Annotated in this window: 14 protein-coding genes and 1 pseudogene; 1 reads left to right on the forward strand and 14 read right to left on the reverse strand. The window is 51.7% G+C overall.

The window, feature by feature from the left end; all coding sequences use genetic code 11:
• Positions 1 to 55 precede the first annotated feature (55 nt).
• Complete coding sequence (locus DHN43_RS02785) at positions 56 to 2,431, forward strand: PAS domain-containing sensor histidine kinase (protein WP_208994797.1); 2,376 nt, start codon at positions 56 to 58, stop codon at positions 2,429 to 2,431.
• 74 nt (positions 2,432 to 2,505) lie between these two features.
• Here the strand turns inward: DHN43_RS02785 and DHN43_RS02790 are convergent, their stop codons facing one another.
• The 14 genes and pseudogenes from DHN43_RS02790 to DHN43_RS02855 form a co-directional block, all read right to left on the reverse strand.
• A complete protein-coding gene (locus DHN43_RS02790) occupies positions 2,506 to 5,535 on the reverse strand; it encodes a bifunctional [glutamine synthetase] adenylyltransferase/[glutamine synthetase]-adenylyl-L-tyrosine phosphorylase (protein WP_108817662.1) in 3,030 nt (1,009 codons plus the stop codon).
• A complete protein-coding gene (locus DHN43_RS02795; RefSeq protein ID WP_108817663.1) occupies positions 5,499 to 6,995 on the reverse strand; it encodes a sensor histidine kinase in 1,497 nt (498 codons plus the stop codon). The genes DHN43_RS02790 and DHN43_RS02795 overlap by 37 nt, the downstream gene beginning before the upstream one ends.
• Positions 6,979 to 7,659, reverse strand: coding sequence for a response regulator transcription factor (locus DHN43_RS02800; protein WP_057465903.1), 681 nt, complete (start codon positions 7,657 to 7,659; stop codon positions 6,979 to 6,981). The genes DHN43_RS02795 and DHN43_RS02800 overlap by 17 nt, the downstream gene beginning before the upstream one ends.
• A gap of 299 nt (positions 7,660 to 7,958) precedes the next feature.
• The gene (locus tag DHN43_RS02805; protein WP_108817989.1) at positions 7,959 to 9,509 is read right to left on the reverse strand and encodes a Do family serine endopeptidase; all 1,551 of its coding nucleotides are present in this window, start codon (positions 9,507 to 9,509) and stop codon (positions 7,959 to 7,961) included.
• Between the two features lie 175 nt (positions 9,510 to 9,684).
• Positions 9,685 to 10,440, reverse strand: a pseudogene (locus DHN43_RS02810) (alpha/beta hydrolase family protein); the annotation flags it as partial.
• A 167-nt stretch (positions 10,441 to 10,607) separates the two neighbouring features.
• The gene (locus tag DHN43_RS02815; protein WP_199914763.1) at positions 10,608 to 11,090 is read right to left on the reverse strand and encodes a cytochrome c-type biogenesis protein; all 483 of its coding nucleotides are present in this window, start codon (positions 11,088 to 11,090) and stop codon (positions 10,608 to 10,610) included.
• A 5-nt stretch (positions 11,091 to 11,095) separates the two neighbouring features.
• Positions 11,096 to 13,111, reverse strand: a complete 2,016-nt coding sequence (locus tag DHN43_RS02820; RefSeq protein WP_063288184.1) for a heme lyase CcmF/NrfE family subunit — start codon at positions 13,109 to 13,111, stop codon at positions 11,096 to 11,098.
• A gap of 70 nt (positions 13,112 to 13,181) precedes the next feature.
• Positions 13,182 to 13,655, reverse strand: a complete 474-nt coding sequence (gene ccmE / locus DHN43_RS02825) for a cytochrome c maturation protein CcmE (protein ID WP_082597161.1) — start codon at positions 13,653 to 13,655, stop codon at positions 13,182 to 13,184.
• 155 nt (positions 13,656 to 13,810) lie between these two features.
• Positions 13,811 to 14,971, reverse strand: coding sequence for a c-type cytochrome biogenesis protein CcmI (gene ccmI / locus DHN43_RS02830; protein ID WP_108817665.1), 1,161 nt, complete (start codon positions 14,969 to 14,971; stop codon positions 13,811 to 13,813).
• A 138-nt stretch (positions 14,972 to 15,109) separates the two neighbouring features.
• A complete protein-coding gene (locus tag DHN43_RS02835; RefSeq protein WP_108817666.1) occupies positions 15,110 to 16,576 on the reverse strand; it encodes a hypothetical protein in 1,467 nt (488 codons plus the stop codon).
• Positions 16,577 to 16,784: 208 nt separating this feature from the next.
• Positions 16,785 to 17,216, reverse strand: a complete 432-nt coding sequence (locus DHN43_RS02840) for an RT0821/Lpp0805 family surface protein (RefSeq protein WP_208986598.1) — start codon at positions 17,214 to 17,216, stop codon at positions 16,785 to 16,787.
• Positions 17,217 to 17,439: 223 nt separating this feature from the next.
• The gene (locus tag DHN43_RS02845) at positions 17,440 to 18,861 is read right to left on the reverse strand and encodes an ATP-binding protein (protein WP_208994798.1); all 1,422 of its coding nucleotides are present in this window, start codon (positions 18,859 to 18,861) and stop codon (positions 17,440 to 17,442) included.
• Positions 18,854 to 19,519, reverse strand: coding sequence for a response regulator transcription factor (locus DHN43_RS02850; protein WP_057465896.1), 666 nt, complete (start codon positions 19,517 to 19,519; stop codon positions 18,854 to 18,856). The genes DHN43_RS02845 and DHN43_RS02850 overlap by 8 nt, the downstream gene beginning before the upstream one ends.
• Positions 19,520 to 19,710: 191 nt before the next feature.
• The gene (locus DHN43_RS02855) at positions 19,711 to 20,004 is read right to left on the reverse strand and encodes a PepSY domain-containing protein (RefSeq protein ID WP_208981842.1); all 294 of its coding nucleotides are present in this window, start codon (positions 20,002 to 20,004) and stop codon (positions 19,711 to 19,713) included.
• Positions 20,005 to 20,127: the final 123 nt, after the last annotated feature.

Below are 20,127 nucleotides of genomic sequence, written 5' to 3' on the forward strand. Positions count from 1 at the left end.
CGGGTGAATTGCAACCCGAGTTATTTGCGGCGGAATCTGACACATGGGGGCATTCATGGCACGAGCCTTTGCAGGGGGCGCGACCGCTCGACGACTCTTGAACTCGACCAAACGGACAGGCAAAAAAGACGCTCTGACCGGACATATCAAGTTGCTCGCTCAACCAGCCTACCAACGCCTCTTAACAACGGAACCAATGATGCGCAGAATTATTCCTGCTCTTTGCATCGTGTTCATTGCGTGTACCGCTATCTTCCGCGGACTTGAGATTGCTTACAATTATGAGAATGTCGGCCAGAAGGCTCAGGACGATCTCACACTTATTGCAACTGCCCTGACCGCCAGCATTGAAATTTCCGAGCAAGAAAAAGGCTCCGCCGGCCTGACTTCTGCTTTGCAGCGTGCACTTTCTGAGGCCCTGCCCCCCCGGGCCACCAGCCAAAGCCGCCAAATTCTGTTGACTGACCCGAACGGTACCATTGTTGCCAGTGCTCCGACCCGTCCTGATATGGAAGGGTTGAAAATTACCAGTTTCCTTGGTGACACTCAACCAATGACGTTCTTTGGAAAGCGCGCAGGTGTGCTGACGCTCAATGAGGGCACCAAAGACGCAACCCGGGCAACAGTTCATCATCTACCAAACAAAATCGGCATGGTTGCTATCATGCAGCCAGAAGATGCAATTTTCTCTTCCTGGCGTGCTGAACTTTCCGCCAATGTCACGATCTTTGTTGCAACCTCCATGGTGCTGCTGGTCATCATCTATGCCTATTTTGCGCAGGCAACCCGAGCGCAACAGGCAGATGGCATTTACTCGGCGACGCGCTCTCGCATAGACGCTGCCCTCAACCGTGGTCGCTGCGGCCTGTTTGACTGGGATCTTTCCCGTGGCCGCGTGTTCTGGTCTGCCTCGCTTTATGAGATGCTGGGCATGGATCCACGTAATGACATTATGGGCTTTGCTGAGATCCAATCCCTGACCCATGCTGATGACGTTGATCTTTACGATCTTGCAAAGAGCCTGCTGGATACCGGTAAGAGCAACGTGGATCGTCAATGGCGCATGCGTCACAGTGATGGTTCCTGGGTCTGGCTTCGGGTTCGTGCTGAAGTTCAAACCGATGCGGGTACCAATGAACCTCACCTGATCGGCATCTGTATGGATGTGACCGAGCAGAAGCGCTTGGCAGAGCAGAGCCGTACTGCTGATCTACGCCTGCGTGATGCGATTGAGAACATCTCCGAAGCCTTTGTCCTGTGGGATGCTGACAACCATCTGGTGATGTGTAACTCCAACTACCGCAAGCTGCATCAGCTGCCAGACCATGTTGTGCAGTCGGGCACGCCTTATGCAACTGTCATGTCTTCCGCGAGCCAACCGATTATTTCTGAGCCTGAGGAAGGCGACCACATCGACAGCGATATGGGCAGTTCCTACAAGGTTGAGATGGAAGGTGGTCGCTGGTTACAGGTCTCAGAGCGCCGGACCAAAGATGGTGGCTTCGTTTCCGTTGGCACCGACATTACAGAGCTGAAGCGTAAAGAAGAGAAATTGCTTGAGTCTGAGCGCGGTCATATGGCGACCATTGCCGACTTGCGCCAGTCCCGCCAGAAACTTGAACTACAGGCTCAACAGCTGGTAGAACTGACCGAGAAGTATGCGGATGAGAAGACCCGCGCGGAAGATGCAAACCAGGCGAAGTCCGAATTCCTTGCAAACATCTCCCACGAGTTGAGAACACCACTGAACGCGATCATCGGCTTCTCTGAGATTATGGATCAAGGCATGTTTGGTGATCTTGGTTCCGACAAGTACAAAGAATACTGCAAGGACATTCATTCCTCCGGTAACTACCTGCTGAACGTGATCAACGACATTCTGGATATGTCTAAGATTGAAGCGGGCCGGATTGAGTTGTCTGTTGAAGATGTTCAGATCCAGCAGATCGTTCAGGATGCTGCCCGGATTATCTCTGCAACAGCAGCTGAGAAGAACATCAAGGTTGTTAGCGAAAATCTGCCTCACATGCATCTGCAGGCTGACCGCCGCGCTGTTAAGCAGATCCTACTCAACCTGCTTGCAAACTCTATCAAGTTTACACCAGACAATGGTGAGGTTAGGGTCTCTGCCCGCAAGGTGGGTGCCTTTGCTGAACTGAAGATCTCTGACAATGGTATCGGAATCTCCAAGAAAGATATCGACCGTCTTGCCAAGCCGTTTGTGCAGGTGGAGAACCAATTCACCAAGACGCACAAAGGGTCAGGCCTTGGTCTGGCGATTGCACGATCTCTCAGCGAGCTGCACGGCGGTTACATGGAAATTGCTTCTGAAGTTGGTACAGGCACCGAGGTTACGATCAAGCTGCCCTTGAAAGCTAAGGGACGCGACAAAGGCCGTCTGACAGGCATCAGCAATTTGAACGCAGCTTAAGAGCAAGAAGACAATCTTCAAAGAAAAGGCCGCTTCATCAGCGGCCTTTTCTTTGTTTTCAGATGTACATTATTTTAGCTGGTCTTTTCAGCTTCTTCCACTTTGCCAATGAGGTGCTCAAAGGTTCTGCGGACCATGATCTGTTGTTCCTGCATGTAGATGGTCAGACGTTCAAAGTCTGGCTCACCTCCTGCATTTACAAGAAGATCAAGCAAGCCACCCGGAGCTGTTTTTGGGTCAAAGTGTCCGGTTTGAGCGAGCTTCAGGATCTGTGTCAGGTCCTCATAGTTTCGAAGGGCTGGAATAAGCGTGTCAGCATCCTCTTCACGCAATACTCCAAAATCACGCGCCTTAAGCAATGCATCTTCGGTGCGCGCCTGCAGGACTTCAGGATGCTCGACACCGTGAGCCAACTGCAAGAACTGGGCGATGAACTCAATATCGATCAAGCCACCCGGAATACCCTTGATCTGCCATGGGCTCTTTGCTGGTTTTTCTTTCTGGATGCGCGCACGCATATCGCAGACATCACGGGCCAGTTTTTCAATATCGCGCTTGTCCTGCAACAACTGGGAGACCGCACAGTCGATCTGTTGAGCAAACTCAGGGCTTGAGCTGGTGATGACACGAGCACGTGTCAGGGCCATATGCTCCCACGTCCAGGCATCGTTGGACTGATAGTCTTTGAAGGATGCAAAACGCGTTGCAAGAGGTCCAGAGTTGCCTGAGGGCCGCAAACGGAAGTCAACCTCGTAGAGGACGCCCTCTGCCGTCGGCGCAGTCAGGGCGGATACAAGGCGCTGAGTGAGGCGACTGTAGTACTGGCTTGGGGCCAACGGGCGTTTGCCGTCACTTTGCACGACATCCTCGGGGAAATCGTAGAGCAGGATCAGGTCAAGGTCCGATGCACAAGTGATTTCCTGTCCACCCAGTTTGCCCATGGCAACAAGAGCAAGTTCAGCTCCTGGAATTTTGCCGTGAGCATCTTCCAGTTCCTGCTGAACACGTGGCAACAGTTGACAGAGCACTGCGTCTGCAAGTGTTGAAAGCCCCTGCCCTAACTCTGCTGCTGTGATCGTTCCTGTGATCAAGCGCAGGCCGAGCAAGAATTGTTGCTCCTGTACAAAGATACGCGCCCGGTCGAGCGCTTCTTCATAATACCCAGCCTGATCGAGCGTCACAGCAAGCGCTGTTTCAATCTGCTCTGCTGATGGCGCCCCACCAAAGAATGCCGGGTCGAGAAGCGCATCCAGAACGTGGACGCGTTTGGAGACGATCTCGGCCATACGTGGTGCGTTGCCCATCACCATCGTCAGCAAGTTGAACAGGTGCGGGTTAGACTTGAGCAACCCGAAGAGTTGCACACCCATTGGCAGTTTGGAGAGGAAGGAGTCAAATGTCAGCAGTGCTTTGTCTGCATTCTCAGTACGCGCTAATGCATCCAGCAGAATTGGGGTAAACTCGGTCAACCGTTCACGAGACTTTGGCGCACGAACTGCCGGATATCTGCCGTAGTGCCATTGACGGATGGTGCGGATTGCATCGACAGGTCTTTGGAATCCAAGATGGCTGAGAGTTTCGAGCGTGTTGGGGTCTTCATCATCTCCTGTGAAGACCAAATTGCCAAGGTTGGTTGCCAGATCTGGCTCATGCTCAAACAGGCCTGAGTAGTGCTTTTGCACCAACTCAAATTTAGAGCGGATCATGTCAGCAAACTCAGAGCGGCCTTGAATGCCCATAAGGTGATAGACACGTGCCAATGCCTCTTCATCCTTAGGCAGGATGTGGGTCTGCTCATCGTTGATCATCTGAATGCGATGCTCAACCTCGCGCAGGTAGCGATAGGCTTCTTCCATATCTTCTGCAGCGGATTGGTCGATCCAGCCACAGTCAGCCAGTCTTTCCAGTGTGATCAGTGTTCGCCGGTCGCGTAGTTGCGGGTTGCGGCCACCTGCGATCAGCTGTTGGGTCTGCGCGAAAAACTCAACTTCACGAATACCGCCCCGTCCCAGCTTCACGTTATGACCGGCAACTGTGATTTTGCTGAAGCCTTTGTGGGCATGGATTTGGCGTTTGATGGAGTGCACATCTGAAATGGCGGCATAGTCCAAATATTTGCGCCAGACGAATGGGCGTATTTCTTCAAGGAAGATCTCACCGGCTTCAATATCGCCTGCACATGGGCGTGCTTTGATGAGCGCTGCACGTTCCCAGTTCTGGCCCAGGCTTTCATAATAGACCAGCGCTGCAGGAACAGAGATTGCCAGCGGCGTTGCTCCTGGATCTGGTCGTAAGCGCAAGTCGGTTCTGAAAACATATCCATCCCCGGTACGCTCGTTCATGAGCTTCACCAGACGGCGGGTGATACGGACGAATTCAACAGGCGCTTCTGCACCACCAATCAGGCGGCTACGCTCAGGATCATAAAGAACGATCAGATCGATGTCTGAGGAGTAATTAAGTTCACCTGCACCATGCTTGCCCATGGCCAGAATGAAGAAACCTGCCTCTTTTTCCGGTTCATCATGATCAACCGGAATAAATTTACCTTTGACTTCAAGCTCACGAAGGCAGAAGCGTAGGCAGGCGGTCAATGATGCATCTGCAAACTTGGTGAGAGCACCCGTTACATTTTCCAGCGGCCATGCACCTGCAATATCCGCCAACGCAACCGTGAGAGCCATTTCCTGTTTTGCCAGACGCAGCGACTGCATAAGTGCAGCTTCGCTTTCAGGTCGGGCATTCAGGCAGTCCTGTAAAAGGATCGCAATGGTCTCTTCCGGCGGTGTATTCAAAATACGCAGGAAGCGTTGAACATCGCGCAGCATGGTCTCGCGCAGGAACGGCGCACTGACCATGAAGCCTTTTACAAAGCTGCGCAGATGGGGGGCGCCCTGACAGAGCTGTTCAAACTCAGAAATGAGGTCCTTACGTTCCAGCTTCTCAGTAAGATCTTTCAGGTACCGATCACCCAGATCATCATCTGCACAGATGGGTTGGCGTTCTAAGCGCTCAAATAAAGGAGCAAGAGCTCCTTCACGATGTTCGCGCTTCAGAATGCTGCTTTTTAGCTGGTGGCGTTCTTCTTCCGAGCCTTGTCCCATGCTTCGTTGCCCTCTCCCTCACCTCTTTGCCCCTTGTTTAAGGGCAGAACAATCCGGGCCCGCAGGCCAGATTGCTTATCACTTTCAGAATCATCTGCTGTCCCAGCCGATGTTAGCTGCAATTCTCCATGATGGAGAGTTACCACCGCCTTGATAAGTGACAATCCAAGCCCAGAACCCGGTGCATGGCGAGAGCTATCAAGCCGAACGAAGCGATTACACACCCGCTCACGATCAGCAGCAGCGATGCCAGCACCATTGTCTTCTATGCTGAGTATAGCCTGCTCATCATTTCCAGACAGTACGACTTTGATTGTGGGTTTGATATTCTCTTCGGTTGGGCGACCATATTTGAGAGCATTTTCTATCAAGTTTGCGAGAGCTTGCGCCAGTAACTCCCGATCACCTTCGATGACAGGCTCATCTTCCAGTGAGACAGAGAACTCAACACCATCATCTTCGGCAACGGGCTCATAAAGTTCGCAAACGTCCTTGACGATGTTGCCCAGCTTGATTGATTGCAGCTCAGCTCCAGTGGAACCCGCTTCTACACGTGCGATGCGCAGCAGTGCGTTAAAGGTGTTGATCAGCTCATCGGTCTCAACCAGTGTCTCTTCCAGACATTCGCGGCCTTCATTTTCACTCAAGTTTTGCCGTAGTGCAGCTTCCACGCGCCCTCGCATACGTGTGAGCGGTGTTTTGAGATCATGTGCAATGTTGTCGGAGACTTCCTTGAGGCCCTTCATCAGCTCTTCAATACGATCCAACATCACATTGAGGTTGCTGGCCAGACGGTCGAACTCATCTCCGTTACCAGTCACATCGAGGCGACCGGCAAGATCACCTTCCATAATCAGACGGGAGCTCATGGAAAGGTTATCTATGCGTTTCAGGATACGGCGATTGAGGAAGAACCATGTGATGCCAGCCAGAACGACCATCCCGACCAGCCAGAGGGTCAAAGCGTCACCCAATAAGCTTTTCAGATGGACCTGATCTTCCAGATCACGTCCGACCAGCAGCTTGAAGTTGCCGGGCAATTCGAAGATGCGGACGATCGCTTTGGCTTTGTTCTGGTCCGTCTCAGCAAACCCTAGTGGTGTGTAGGAGACAAACTGAATTCGGCCATCGGACACTGAGAGAACTTTCTCAGGCAGATAGGCGATGTTGCCCGTAATGACGTTTCCAGAGTAGTCCAGAATGAGATAGAGGTTTGAGTTGGGGCTTCGGACACGGCGCTCCACACCAACGACGAGCCCGTTGATACCGTTTTGTGCATATTGTTCGGCAAGGCCCTGAATTTCTGCATCAACCGTCTGCACCACCTGTTTATTCATCAGGTCATCGGTGTTCTGCGAGATGAAGATGAACAGAAACACAGAGAGCGCCGTAAACGACGTCAGATAGATTGCGGCCAGCTTGAAGGCTGTGGTTGAGAGGATTCTAGTTAGAGCTGTCACGGATGGAATACCCTGCACCACGAACAGTATGAAGCAACGGGAAATCGAACCCTTTGTCGATCTTTGACCGAAGCCTTGAGATGTGAACGTCAATCACGTTGGTCTGCGGATCAAAGTGATAATCCCAGACGTTTTCCAGCAACATGGTGCGGGTCACTACCTGCCCAGCATGCTTCATGAGGTATTCAAGAAGGCGGAACTCGCGGGGCTGTAGCACGATCTCCTGTCCAGCACGGCTAACAGAGTGCGCGAGGCGATCCAGAACAAGATCAGCAACTTGCAACTTGGTTTCCACTTGTGGACCAGCTTTACGGCGGCTCAGCACTTCAACACGGGCGAGCAGTTCAGAAAAGGCGTAGGGTTTTGAGAGGTAGTCATCTCCACCTGCGCGCAGACCGGTCACGCGATCATCTACTTGCGAGAGCGCTGAGAGGATCAATACGGGCGTTTCATCACCAGAGGCACGCAGTGTTTCGATGATGGAGAGGCCATCGCGTTTGGGCAGCATGCGATCAACGACGAGCACATCCCACGTGTTGGAGATTGCCAGCTCAAGTCCGTCTTCCCCATTGTCTGCGTGATCAGGTGAGTGCCCTGCTTCCTTCAGTGCTTTGAGCAGATAGTCTGCCGCTTCCCGATCATCTTCAATAATCAAGATTCTCATTTTTTCATTTCCCAGAGCAAGGCATTGGTCGTTTCCTCACATTGACGGGAAACGATAAAAAAAAGCAAATGCTGTTGGGGGTAACCGTCAGCATTTGCATAAGTTTTATAGGTGAAGTTGGCAGATGATAAAGTCCCTGCCTTTTCTTCCAGCATTGGTTTTTAGGACTGACATCAAGTAGAGGGCTACCCTTGCTATCAGCCCCTCAAACAACCGAAACACCTGTGAGGGTATCTTTGGTGTTTCGACGAGGGATCACGAGAGGGGCGTTTCTCGTGATCCGCATTCTTGTAAGTGGCTTATTCCTCACTCTTTTCCAGCGGGATCGCTACAAAGAGTGTGTTCTCACCACGGGTGACACGCAGCAGAACTGCCTTGCGTCCCTGTTCACGTGCTGTTTCAACCTGTTCTGCAACATCGGTTGGTGTTTCAACTTTAACACCAGCAACTTCGGTGATGATCGCACCAGGTGCGAGGCCTTTGTCAGCAGCAGGTCCATCTGGATCTACTTTGGTGACAACAACGCCTTCTTCATCAACACCTGCCTGTTCAGCAGTTGCCAGTTCCAGACCTAGGCTGTCTACCAATGCGGTATTCGCATCCTTGCTTTTGCTCACTGAGGCTTGTTTTTTCTCTTCAGGAATAGTGCCGAGTTTCACAGTCGCGGTGTCGATTTCACCATTGCGCCAGTATTCGATCTTCACTTCGGTGTTTGGTGAGTATCCAGCGATGACCTTTGCCAGTTCACGCGGGCCGTTCACTTCTTCACCATCGACCTTGAGGATGATGTCACCAGCCTGGAAGCCAGCAGCTTTTGCAGGGGTATCGCCCTGAACTTCGGCAACCAGCGTGCCGTTTTCGTTTTCAAGACCGAGGGATTCAGCGATGTCCTTGGTCACAGGCTGGATCTGAACGCCAAGCCAGCCGCGGGTTACTGCGCCGTCTTCTTTCAGGTCAGAGATGATCTTTTTTGCAGTCTGTGCCGGGATCGCAAATGCGATGCCCACGTTGCCACCGCTTGGAGACACAATCGCAGAGTTTACGCCGACCACTTCACCCTTCACGTTGAATGCAGGACCACCGGAGTTACCACGGTTCACAGAAGCATCAATCTGAAGGAAATCATCATAGATGCCAGCGCCGATGTCACGACCACGAGCGGAGACGATACCAGCCGTTACAGTGCCACCCAGACCGAACGGGTTGCCAACTGCGACGACCCATTCTCCAACCAGTGGAGCATCATCTGTAAAGGCGACGTATTCAAACTTTTCTTCGCTTTCCACTTTCAGGAGAGCCAGATCAGAACGCTTGTCGGAACCAACCAGCGAGGCTTCCAGTTCCTCGCCTTCACTGGTTACGATGGTGAACTCAGTTCCGCCTTCAACCACGTGTTCGTTGGTCACTACATAGCCATCATCAGAGATGAAGAAGCCGGACCCTTGAGATTGATCGAAGCGCTTGCGTGGTGGGGCTTTCTTTTTTTGCTCACCACCTGGACCACCAAACTCGCGGAAGAATTTCTGCAGTGGGTGATCATCCGGCATATCGCGGAACATTGGAGGAATGCCCGCCAGACGATCATTCTCTTTAACCTCAGAGCGCACACGAACGGAAACAACTGTTGGCTGAACGGCTTCGACCAAACCAACAAAGCTTGGCATTGCTGGCGCATTTACGCGAACCGGCTCGGCTTGAGCGGTTGCTGGAACAAGTGTCAGCGGAGCAACCATTGCACCTGCAATTGCCAGTGCCATGGTGCCATTGAGAAGACGGGAACGACGTTTGGAAGTGGTTTTTGCAGCAGACAGGGAAACAACGTTGGAACTTGCGTTCTTGGTCAACTTCATTTGGCTCAACTCCATTTAGTCAATCTCAGCCCAACTGGGGAAAACGGGCTTTTGCATTTCGTTGAGAATGACTATGCCAGAGCGAACCTTACAAACACCTATCTGCCACATTAATCTTCTGTAATGATGGGGAAACTTCGTAGTTGCTCCCACCTCGCTTTAGTTAGTCCTGCGTGTAGCGGCTTGCCCATGCTGCAATCACGCGTGCTGCATAGTCTGCATCTTTGTATTTAAACAGCAGATGATCGGCATCATCCAAAGACACAAATGATTTCGGATGCTTCGCTGCCTCAAAGATCTGAGCAGCATTCTCAATGCCAACCGTGGCATCAATTGGCGAGTGAAGAACCAACACTGCCTTTTTCAGCACAGCAACGCGCGACCGAACATCCTGCGCTTCAAGATCTTCGATAAACTGGCGTTTAATCTTAAACGGTCGTTCACCAAGCTGGACGGTGGCTTCGCCCTTCTCTTTTATCTCATCAAGGGAAGCTCCGAAGTTATGAATCACATGATCAGCTGAGGCTGGTGCACCGATTGTGGCAACCGCTTTTACCTCTGGCACCTCAGAGGCTGCTGCGAGCACAGCTGCGCCGCCCAGAGAATGCCCTACAAGCAGCTTTGGTGCCTCATAATGCTCCCGCAGGTAATCAGCGGCGCGAACAAGATCCTGAAGGTTTGATGAGAAATTGGTGGAAGCGAAGTCGCCACCGCTATTACCGAGACCAGTGAAGTCAAAGCGCAGAACAGCAATCCCGTCTTTGGTCAAAGCAGATGCAATGCGTCGTGCTGCGGAAAGATCTTTGGAACAAGTGAAGCAATGGGCGAACAGGGCATAGGCCTTTGGTTCACCATCTGGTGTGTCCAGACGCGCTGCAAGATGCGCTCCCTGAGAGCCTTCAAATTCCAATTTAATGGGATCGTTTGCCATTTGAACTGTTCCTGTCATTTCCTGCGCAACTGGCACATTCGGAATATATATTAAGAGACAGGTATCTAGTGCGCGCTTACAGGCGTCTTTACAATTCAACTGGTTGCAAGAAGATGTGATTAAACGTGAGCCCCGCAAACCATGTCTGCGGGGCTCTGTTATTGGTCTTATTTAGAAGACATAAGCTTGTCGAGTTCGGCCTGCTCTTCATCCGAGAGCGGCTTGACACCCGCTGTACTGCTCTTCAGCGGTGCATGCTTTTTCTTTCGCGATGTACGCCACAGGAAAAAGCCTCCAAGCAGCAATGCGAGAGGTCCGCCGCCCCACAAAAACAGGGTGTGGAACGCAAAGCGCGGTTTGAGAAGGACAAACTCACCATAGCGGTCAACAAGATAGTCCATAACTTCCTTGTCACTGTCCCCTTCTACCAGTCGCTCACGCACCAGCAGGCGTAGATCCTTCGCCAGTTTAGCGTTGGAGTCGTCAATGGACTGGTTCTGGCAGACCACGCAGCGCACTTCCTTGGAAATTTCGCGTGCACGTTCTTCCAGAACAGGATCTTTCAAGACTTCATCCGGGTTGACTGCATAAGCAGCTGGAGTTCCCAGAAGAACAGAAGAGATCAATACCAGTACGAACTTCATCTTCATGGTCATTACTCCGCCGGAGTTGGGGTTGCTGTTGCAACACCGCCTGCTACGCCTTTGCGCTTGCGGGCTGAAACAGGAGCACCAACACGCAGGCGACGATCAAAGAGAGCAATACAGCCACCCAGAGACATAAGCAGAGTACCAATCCAGATCAGCGTGATCAGCGGTTTGAAGTAGATGCGCGTAACAATACCACCATTTGCGTCAGAATCACCCGTTGCAAAGTACACCTGCGAGAAGCCGAAGGTCGCGATGGATGTTTCACTCATTGGCATTCCACTGGCATTATAAGCACGCTTGGATGGCTCCATGATACCGACGACGTTACCACCTTTGCGAAGAGTATACTGGGAGACCATCTCCTGATAGTTCGGACCATTTTGGGTCCAGCTCTTCTCATAGGTCACATTGTAACCGTTCTGTTCCAGCGTATCACCTGGGCGCATCACTTCAACGCGTTCAGATTCAAACGCCATTGTTGTCACAATACCCAGAACGGTAATCCCAAGACCAGCATGGCCCAGCACAGTAGACCAGACAGTTGGTGCAAAGCCTTTGATGCGGGCCATGGAACGACCAAAGCCAATTTTGAACAGCTGAGAACGTTCAACGATTTCCCAAAGGGAACCAAAGATCGCCCAGAATGCCAAACCGAAGCCAAGCGCTGTCATAATGCTTGTTGTACTGACGCCCATGAACCAGATCAGGCCGAAAGTCGCGAGCATTGCGATCACAAAAGCAGAGGTCAAGCGTTGGGCTACACCCCACGCATCACCACGCTTCCATGCCAAAAGCTGGCCAAATGGCATCAGGATCAGTACTGGCACCATGATTGGGCCAAATGTCAGGTTGAAGAATGGTGCACCCACGGAGATCTTGTCGCCAGAGAAGGCTTCCAGAACGAGTGGGTAAAGCGTACCGACAAAGACCGCAGCACAGGCTGTTGTCAGGAACAGGTTGTTCAACACCAGTGAACCTTCGCGGCTGATTGGTGCAAACAGGCCACCTTGACGAAGCAATGGTGCGCGCCATGCAAACAATGTGAGTGACCCACCGACAAAGATCAGCAGGATCGCAAGGATAAAGAGTCCACGTGCCGGATCAACTGCGAATGCGTGTACGGAGGTGAGAACACCTGAACGGACGAGGAAGGTCCCCAGCAGCGACAAGGAGAATGTCAGCAGTGCGAGGAAAACAGTCCAAACCTTCAGAGCATCCCGACGTTCCATTACGATTGCGGAGTGAAGTAGCGCTGTACCGGTGAGCCATGGCATGAAGGATGCGTTTTCGACCGGATCCCAGAACCACCAGCCACCCCAGCCGAGTTCGTAGTAAGCCCAGTAAGAACCCATTGCGATGCCGAGGGTCAGGAAGATCCAGCTTACGAGGATCCAAGGACGTACCCAACGCGCCCAAGCGGCATCAAGTTTGCCAAGAATGAGCGCAGCTGCAGCAAACGCGAACACGATGGAGAAGCCAACGTAGCCAATGTAAAGAATTGGCGGATGGATCGCCAAGCCGACATCCTGCAGCATTGGGTTGAGGCCCGAGCCTTGCAACGGTGCAGGGCTGATACGGGTGAAGGGGTTTGATGCAACAATGACGAAGAGCAGGAATGCAAAGGAAACCCAGCCCTGAGCGCCAAGAGTAGCAGCCCGGAGACGCTGTGGAATGTTGCGTGAAAACACTGCAACCAATGCACCGAACAACACCAGAATAAGTACCCAGAGAAGGATGGAGCCTTCGTGGTTGCCCCACACACCGGAGATTTTATAGACCAGCGGCTTGTCGCTGTGGGAGTTCTGATAGGTATTCAGAAGCGAGAAGTCTGAGTTCAGGTATGCCCAGGTCAATGCGGCAAAGGCAACGCAAGTCAAAAGGAACATAAGTACGGCAAGGCCAGGTGCCATCCCCATCAGACGGTGGTCTGAATTCACTGCACCCCACACTGGAAAGACCGACTGAACAGCCGCGACTACCAATGCCAGAATGAGTGCATAGTGGCCAAGTTCAATTATCATTACGATATCCTAGTATCCATTTGGCGCTGGATAACCGGCCCTTTTGGGCAGAGCCGGTTGATTTTACTTTTTAGTTTACTTTGGTGCTTTGCTCTGCGGAGGCGGCCTGTTCCTCTTCCATCCAGTGGCCATCTTCCTTCAAGGTCTCGTAGACCTCTTTTGGCATATAGCTTTCATCATGCTTGGCCAGAACCGTGTCTGCAATGAAAACACCCTTCTCGTCCATGTGGCCTTCAGCGATGATGCCCTGCCCTTCACGAAACAGATCTGGCAAAATGCCCTTGTAAGAAACCGGGATAGCTTCTGCCTGATCGGTTACCCGGAAGAGGATCACTGAGCCCCGGCTCTTATCAAGAGAGTCATCTTCAACCAAACCGCCAAGACGGATGCGTTGCCCAACTTCAACTTGCTGTTCAGCGATGTCGCTTGGGCTCTGGAAATAAGTCACGCTGCTGGAGAGTCCATAAAGAACCAAGCCGACAGCTGACCCCAGCACCAATCCCGCAAGACCAATAAGCCCGAGTCTTTTTTGTTTACGTGTCATACTCGCAGTTCCGTAGATACGTTGCCAACTAATGCCTTACGGCGTTTGTATTCTGCAGCTCAATAGAACATCAAAAGAAGCTCTATCTCTTTGTCCTAGGCATATCTTATTTCCGAAAACCGCTTGGTATTCATCAAAGATATGCAACCCCTGCCTTATTCGGCAGGGCTCAAATTCAGGCTCGCGGCCAGTTGGTTGATCTGTTCCAGCGCTGCCGCATCGTCCTTCAGGTTTTGCTTGGCGCGGGCGACTGCTTTTGCGGCCTCCACTTGCTCCCCGAGAATAATGCGGGCCTGTATCAGGCGACCCCACTCGGAAACAGAACCACCCTGTTCATTAAGGCGTTCATCCAGTTGCACAACCATCTGGTTGATCATTTCATTGCGATCTTCCGCACTCATCTCAGCTGCTGCTTCAACTTCTTCAGCAGAAGGTCCTGCTGGCTGTCCAAGTGCCGGGATTGCCTCAGCCTCACCAGATATAACGGCGCCTCGTGCGATCAGTTCGTCACGCTGTGCTTTTGCTGCGTCCACCCAAGGAGCATTTTGATCTGCAGTCTTCAGCAGAGCATTCCAGGCAGCCAGCGCTTCGTTTATCTGGCCCTTCTGGCCCATAGCCATTGCCAGATAGTAGTAGGGTTGCAGCATTTCAGGCTTAGCAAGGTTGATCCGGCGCAAAACCTTTTCAACTTCATCGGACACTTGTCCTTCATTTGCGAAAATGCTTGCTTCAGCCCAACCAACCATGAAATCGAGATTTTCAGGGAACTGGCTCAACGCCTGCGCATAGGCGCGGCGGGCCTTATCAAACTGGCTCGTACGCATGTAAACAGGTGCGATTACAGCCCAACCCTGTCCGTCGTTGGGGTTTTCTTTGAGGTGATCCTCAGTCCTGGCAATCAGAACTTCAAGATCAGCCTGCCCTGCGGTTTCAGCCAAACGCTCAGCGCGTGGCTGGTCAGGGATTTCCGGAGAACCGTACTGTAAATACATACCTAGCGCTGCCAGAGGTACCAAAACAACCGCTGTCAGCTGCACAATGCGCATGCGCATTTTAGAGGGAGCTGACTGGTGGTCTCCCTGGTTTTGCTTGTGCGCGGCTAACAAGCGACGCGACACTTCAATTTTGGCGGCTTCTGCCATGTCCGGCGCGATTACACCGCGCTCAAGATCTTTTTGTATTTCTTCGAGCTGGGCACGAAACACAGCTTCATCATTGCGCTCATCAGGACTAACCTTGGGAGAGCGAGCCAATGGAACGAGTACGGCCAATGCGACCGCCGCCGTCAAAATTGCGAGAACTAACCAGAATGTCATAGTGGCTCAAATAGACAGGTTCTAAATGTGAAAGGCAACAGTTCCCCCCCTGCGACGGGCAGTCGCACAAGCCATATACCCACAAAATACCTATGAAGTTGCACTTATTTTCTAAAAGACGCAGGCACTACTAGGGGGTTAGGCGGCATCTTTCAGGTAAGTCTTCTGTCTGCGAATGAGGTTCGCGGTGTCTTCCGGCTCCAGCGAGATCTCACTCATCGAGATTAAACGGCTCAATTTTCTCGAAATTTCGCCATAATTCGGAAGGTTTTCAGTCTCGTTTTGCTCGTCTTTGGGAGCTGTCAAAAGTTTCTCAGAGTTGCGATCGATGAAACGTTCGACATGATCTCTGGTTGAGATTTGCAGCTCGTTCAAGCCAAGCACACCTGCATATTGCGACGCTAACTTGGCGAGTTTTAATCCCCTCAAACATTTGTGATAGGCGCGTTGAATCTGCTCCAGCCGGTACCCACCCTGCAAATCTGCAATGTCAGGTTTTGTTTCTGAAGAAATTGCTTCCTCCAGTTGTGCTGGGAGGTTGCGCAGTTCATCGCGTAACAGAATACACAAACGATTTTTGAGCTGAACAGCACGCTGGTTCCATTGACCGCAAGCGCTGAAGCCTTCGAGTTCTTCTAGTTCCTCAAAATGCAGCAAGCAGGCGTTGGCTGCTTCCGGAAGCCCAACAATGGCCTCCTCTTCCATGCGCCAGCCTTCAACGACGGACACACTTTGCTCCAAAGAAGACAAAGCAAACTCTATAAAGGCTGCATAAGGGGTGCCCGTAATATCTTTAAGAGTAGGAACAGCTGCGAGGGTTTGAGCCAGTTTAATGAGGTCAACAGGCGCTTCGTCCAGACGAAGGAATGACAGCGCTGCAAGATAATTGGCCTCAGCTCTGTGCTGCTCCATATGGGTACGCATGTTTTGCAAACTGTTACCGGAGGACATGGACAGGATGTCTTCTGCAAAAGGTGGAGTGTCTGCCATCACCTTTTCCCATGCAGGCGCTCTTTCCAAAATCACCAGAACGTCACAGAGGAAATCAAAATTGACATGGCCTCCAACCTTGCGGCGAAGCTTTGTCTTTATCTGAATGTCTTGATCTGCTGCTTCCAGCTCTTTTTTTGCAGCAGCAACCAAACGCAGGCGGAGACCCTCAGCGCATGTATAGAGTGCTTTCTGGATGGTTTCATGGGTCGTGGGCAAATCTTGTTGCTGACACAGCTCTTCCAAGGCTTCTACCGCTTCGGTAAACTCATTAGAAAGAAGCACCTGGCGCATGTAGGTCCAGAGCGGCTCCATTACTGCGGCATCGATCCGACCTTGCTGCGGCGTGCTCAGCGGTATTTGAATGAGGAATGGTTGAAGAGGGCTTAGAATTGCGCGCTTGAGTGGCGTATCCAGAGACAGCCTATTTTCAGGGATGTAAGAGGCTTCACCAAGGAGCCTGCGAATAGTGAGCAGCATGAGTTCGGCATTTGGTACAGATGTTCCGCTTTGCACGGTATCATCGACAGACCGTTCCAACATCCGCAAAGCAGATTGAGACAAGGCTCCTAACACCTTCTCCATTTGCAATGCTTTATGGTTGACCTCGTGCATCCAAATCTCTCTGGTACTCAGCTTTACACTGGTTGAGCTTATACACGCTCAACCCTCACAACATGCAGCAGACGACAACTGCTAAAATTGTATTTGTTGATCAAAACTATCGGCGGAATTGCTTAATCAAATCTTGATAATCAGCCTTTTCCGCATGCGAAAGGTGTGTTTCCTTCCGCAAAAACTGCTTATAGCGAGGGATTTCGGGTTAGTTCAGCGCTGCCCAGCGCTCACCGTCCTTACAGGCCGCACCTTTGATCAGCTGCGTTTTCTCATCATACGCAATGGTATGTTGGAAATCGCGGCAGCGGCGGTCATTCACGTAATAGACAGGACCAGACTTAACTGTGCCTTGTGCGCCAGAGAATCGGTTGCGCCAGACAACTTTGTTGCCTGCATCAGATGCATTCAACGCTTTGCTCTGTGCTTTATAGACGGTGTCGAGGTCACCGCTTCTGAGCAGTTGCTTCAACTCGCCTTCTGTGGCGCTGTCGATTGCAGCCTGAGCTGCTGCGTTTTGCTCACTGTCAGAAGACCAGAAACCGAAAATAGATGAGGATTCGGCATCAGTTTGAGCACTGGTGACATGATCAGATGTCGCACAGCTGGCTAAACCGCCAACAACGACAGGTAAGACCATCAGTTTTTTCCAGTTTCGCACCAACATGCATCCTCTTTGTCGCTTTTGCGACTTATCCGTTTTCCGGAAAGGCTCTTTGTCCCTTCCAAGGTCTTCCAGTAAGGCCTCAAACCAAAGCAGCGTCATTAGCTTGAAAACGCTATCGTGGAGCAACCCCTTAAAACACAGTTACACTTACTATCAGGACTGTTTGAAACAGATGCAACCCCTGCCCCAAAACAGATCAGATTGTCAGAGACGGCAAGGTCACCGTTGCCTTCAATCCACCTAACTCGCTATCGCCAAGTTCAAATGAACCACCGTAAATACCTGCAATGTCAACAATTATGGATAAACCCAAACCCGTTCCAGGGACGGTTTCATCCAATCTTTGCCCTCTGCGCAGCGCACGTTTTTTCTCTTCAGCCCCCAATCCAGGGCCATCATCTTCTACGATCAGAGCGATGAGTGACGCAGAGGAATTGTTGCTTTTCAGCGCCACTGACACTTTTTTATCACACCATTTGCAGGCGTTATCCAACAAGTTCCCAAGGATTTCCTCCAGATCTTGCTGCTCACCACGGAACAACAGAGTCTCATCCATATCAACCGTGATCTCAGGCTCTTTGTCACGATGGATTTTTTCCATTGCACGTGCCATGCGCGACACCACAGGTGCAGCTTCACACGACACACCGATCACCCGGCGCTGAGCCGCCATCCGTGCCTTTTCCAGATAGTGCTGAACTTGCCCTCTCATAAGATCCGCTTGCTCCGAAACCTTCAAAGCGAGCGGCTCATCTGAACTTCTGGCCTCGTTGGTAATGACAGAGAGAGGCGTTTTCAGGGCATGAGCAAGATTTCCCACCTGTGTTCTGGAATGTTCCACGACTTCTCTGTTTGAGTGGATGAGTGCGTTCAATTCAACAGCGAGCGGTTTCAGCTCTTTGGGCAGATCTTCCTGAACTGCTTCCTCTTTTCCCTGACGGACCCGACCAAGGCTCTCCTGAAGTTCTGTTAGCGGACGCAAGCCAAAGCGCACTTGCAGGAAGATAGCAGCGACAAGACCAAGACCGAGAACACCCAGCGTGATCGCTGCTTGCCATGCAAAGGATGCGGTACTCTCGCCAAGCTCTCGCGTGCTTCCGGCAACTGCGATTGTTACAGGCTGGAGACCACCAAACTGGATGCGTTTTTGCAAGAGGCGCAGATCGCGACCAGCTGGGCCAGTGATATTTTGCTTGAGTTCCAGTTCGCCCTGCATGTTTTGTAGGCGCAGCGTGTCACCAAAAAGAGATTCGCTTTCAAACAGAACTTTGCCACCGCGTTGCACGGTCCAGTACCATCCCGACAGCGGCATGTTAAACCGTGGATCACCGATACGGCTTAATGTAGGGTTCTTCTGCTCCCCTTCCGCAGCAAGGGCGCTGACAATTGCTGTCATGTGGACTTCAAGGCGCTCATCCAGTGCTTTCTCCCCCGCTTCTCGAAACAGAGCAACAAGAATAGCACCCGCAACAACAAGACTGACAACAGCCCACAGGCCCGCAACAAAAATCAGACGCCATGCCAATGACGCCTGTTGCTTCTTGCGAATGAACCTGATGGGATTCCAGTTGAGCGGCCCCTGCAAGTCGTTGGTGTCTGCGCTGTTCTTATCAGGCATTTTCTTCCTGTAGCCTGTAGCCCAATCCACGTACGGTCTCGATCAGTGAACTACCAAACTTCTTGCGCAATCGGCCTACGAACACCTCAATGGTGTTGGAGTCGCGGTCAAAGTCCTGATCGTACAGATGTTCAACCAGTTCGGTTCTGGAAATCACTCGGCCTTTGTGGTGCATGAGGTAAGACAGCAGGCGGAACTCGTGAGAGGTGAGTTTTACGGACATGCCGTTTTTCGTCACTTTGCCTGCCTTGGTGTCCAGAACAATGTCGCCGATAGATATCTCGTTGGAAGCCAGACCGGCGGCGCGGCGCACCAGTGCCCGCACCCGTGCCAGCACTTCTTCCATGTGGAAGGGCTTTGCAACGTAATCATCTGCGCCAGCATCAATGCCAGCAACCTTATCGCTCCAACGATCACGAGCCGTCAGGATAAGGACTGGCATGGAATGGCCATCTCTACGCCAACGTTCCAATACGCTGAGACCATCCATCTGCGGCAAACCAAGATCCAGAATGACAGCGTCATAGGGTTCAGTATCGCCGAGGAAATGGCCTTCCTCGCCATCATATGCTTTGTCGACAACGTAACCGGCGTCTTCCAACGCTTCAGACAGTTGTCTGTTCAAATCCCGATCATCTTCAACGATCAACATTCGCATAAGATCTACCCCACACAAGCACTCAGGCTCATAAAGCAGTTCAGACTGCTTTAATTTTACAGTTGCACATTCCTATCTGAAAATCGGTTTCCACTTTTCAGATAGGAATGTGCAGTATCACCTAATATCGCTTCCAAAATTCGTTCAAATTCAGGCAGAAAAATCTCTATCCAGAGTTCTTCTCAAATCGGTTACAACCGGCGCCCAGTTCTTGCATCCAGCGTCACTTGTGAGACGTTGCCGTTGTTGAGTACGGACAGCACATAGACCAATCCCCCTCCTCGCTCACAGAGCTTGGCTGAGAGTATCTGCCCATTGACCCGCAGCGAGCCCAGAGGCCGCGCCTGACCGCTGGCAACAGCTTGCCTGGTCTGGCTGGAGGACAAACACGCGGCCTGCGCAGGTGCTGACCATGTAAAAACCGTTGCCGCCAAAGCCAGTGCCATCAATGAGCGAAAAAAGAGGTTGTGGAATTGGTGTCTCATAGGGCGTCTTCTAACCGGCACTGGCTGAACCTCACATGAACGAGGTGTTATATATTTCAAAACAAAGACCTAGCAGATTCTCTGGGGTCTGTGATGTTTCTTGGCTTGGTTTGCAAATAATCC

The sequence above is a fragment of the Pseudovibrio sp. Alg231-02 genome (genome assembly GCF_900143565.1).
Classification (GTDB): domain Bacteria; phylum Pseudomonadota; class Alphaproteobacteria; order Rhizobiales; family Stappiaceae; genus Pseudovibrio.